At 60.8% G+C, this 1,952-nt stretch carries 2 protein-coding genes; both read left to right on the forward strand.

Annotated features, from left to right (window positions below; genetic code table 11):
• The first annotated feature begins 59 nt into the window (after window positions 1-59).
• The gene (locus tag ACGLHR_RS51575) at window positions 60-527 is read left to right on the forward strand and encodes a helix-turn-helix domain-containing protein (RefSeq protein WP_400103840.1); all 468 of its coding nucleotides are present in this window, start codon (window positions 60-62) and stop codon (window positions 525-527) included.
• A gap of 286 nt (window positions 528-813) precedes the next feature.
• Window positions 814-1,952, forward strand: a 1,139-nt coding sequence (locus ACGLHR_RS51580; protein WP_400103842.1) for a recombinase family protein, incomplete at its 3' end; no start/stop codon positions are given.

Consider the following 1,952-nt stretch of genomic DNA (forward strand, 5'->3'; position numbering starts at 1 on the left):
ACTTTTTTCTAGTAAAAAACCTTGACATAGGCGATGCGTGGGCATAATTTAGATTACATATGACTCGCATTCGAAAACCCGATCCTAAGCTTGCAGCGCTCGAAGAGAGCGGCACGGTGAATCCTCACTCGCAGGGCATCGATGATCCCGCCTTTACCGCCAGCGACTTCTTCGACCCCCGCGATCTGGTTCAGGCCCGCTATGAAATGCTGCGTCGCGTACGTGTCGATGGTCAGGCCATCGCCGATGCCGCTGCGCACTTTGGGGTCAGCCGACCGACGTTCTACAAGGCGCAGGCCGACTTTGATCGAGAGGGCCTGGTCGGGCTGCTGCCAGACAAGCGAGGCCCCCACGGGCCACACAAGATCACCGACGACGTGATGCGCTTCATCGAAGATGCACGTGCCGTGGAGGATGGTCTCGATGCGCAAATTCTTGTTGAACGGATCGCGGAACGCTTCGGTTTGACAGTGCATCGACGCACCGTGGAACGCGCCTTGGCGCGGTCGAAAAAAAAACGGCCATAAAAGCCCCCGCGGCAACGCTTGATGTTCATGTGCTGACCAGATACTACGAGGCGTTGCGTAAAGATGTCGTCGAGCCAGGCGAATGCGGCCGCACGATGATGCGCGGTCGCGCACTTGTCATGTTCAAGGGGATGGCCGCCTGGATGAAGTGTGCGGCCGAAGACGGCTCGCCTCGCCCAGTGCCCGTGGCCGCGAGGAGCGGGTTGAGCCTGCCTGTAGGTATCGAACAGAATCTGGTTGACATCGTGGCAACCATGGCAATCGCGACAGCGCTAGAGGGGATGAGATGACTGCAGAGACCCACTCGAAAGTACAGGCAAGACACCTCAAGAGGAACGCCTATCTGTACGTGAGGCAGTCCTCGTTGCGGCAGATGTTCGAGAATACCGAGAGCACCAAGCGCCAGTATGCTCTGCGACAGCGCGCCATCGCGCTCGGATGGCGCAACGATCAAGTCGTGGTCATCGACTCGGACCTCGGCTTATCCGGTGCATCTGCGGTCGAGCGCGAGGGCTTCCAGCGCCTGGTCACCGAGGTGAGCCTGGGACGGGCCGGGATCGTAATGGGTCTGGAGGTGTCTCGGCTGGCGCGCAACTCAACCGACTGGCATCGGCTATTGGAGATCTGCGCACTCGCCGACTCCCTAATTCTTGACGAAGATGGAATATACGACCCCGCGCATTTCAATGATCGGTTGCTGCTCGGCCTGAAGGGCACGATGAGCGAGGCAGAGTTGCACGTCATGCGAGCACGGCTACGCGGTGGCATCCTCAACAAGGCGCGCCGCGGAGAACTCGAGATGCGGCTGCCGATCGGCTTTGTCTACGACACCGAGGGGCGCGTGCGCCTGGACCCGGATGCACGTATCCAGGAGAGTGTTCGTCAGCTCTTCCGCACGTTTCGTCGCACGGGCTCAGCCACCGCGACCGTCAAGGCCTTTCGTGACCAGGGTCTTCAGTTCCCGCGCCGGATTCACCGCGGAGAGCGCAAAGGCGATGTACTGTGGACCGAGCTCGAACACGCACGCGTGCTGTGGGCTCTCCATCATCCGCGCTATGCCGGTGCATTCTGCTTTGGGCGCACGCGGCAACGCAAGCATCCCAATGGTCAGAACGTCTGCCTGCGACTGCCGCCCGAGGAGTGGACCGCGCTGATTCGCGATGCGCACGAGGCTTACGTGAGCTGGGAGGAGTTCGAACAGAACGTTCAAATCCTACGCGACAATGCCCACGCACTTGGCCTCGACCGTGAGAGAGGGGCGCCTCGCGAGGGGCCGGCGCTGCTGCAAGGCTTGGCGATCTGCGCCAAATGCGGCGAGCGAATGACCGTTCGCTATCACATCCAAGGCACGCGTAGGGTGCCGGATTACATGTGCCAGCGCCGGGGCATTCAGCACGCGCACCCTGTATGCCAGAGTCTCCATGG

This window comes from Cupriavidus sp. CuC1 (genome assembly GCF_044627735.1).
GTDB classification, from domain to species: Bacteria; Pseudomonadota; Gammaproteobacteria; order Burkholderiales; family Burkholderiaceae; genus Cupriavidus; species Cupriavidus ulmosensis.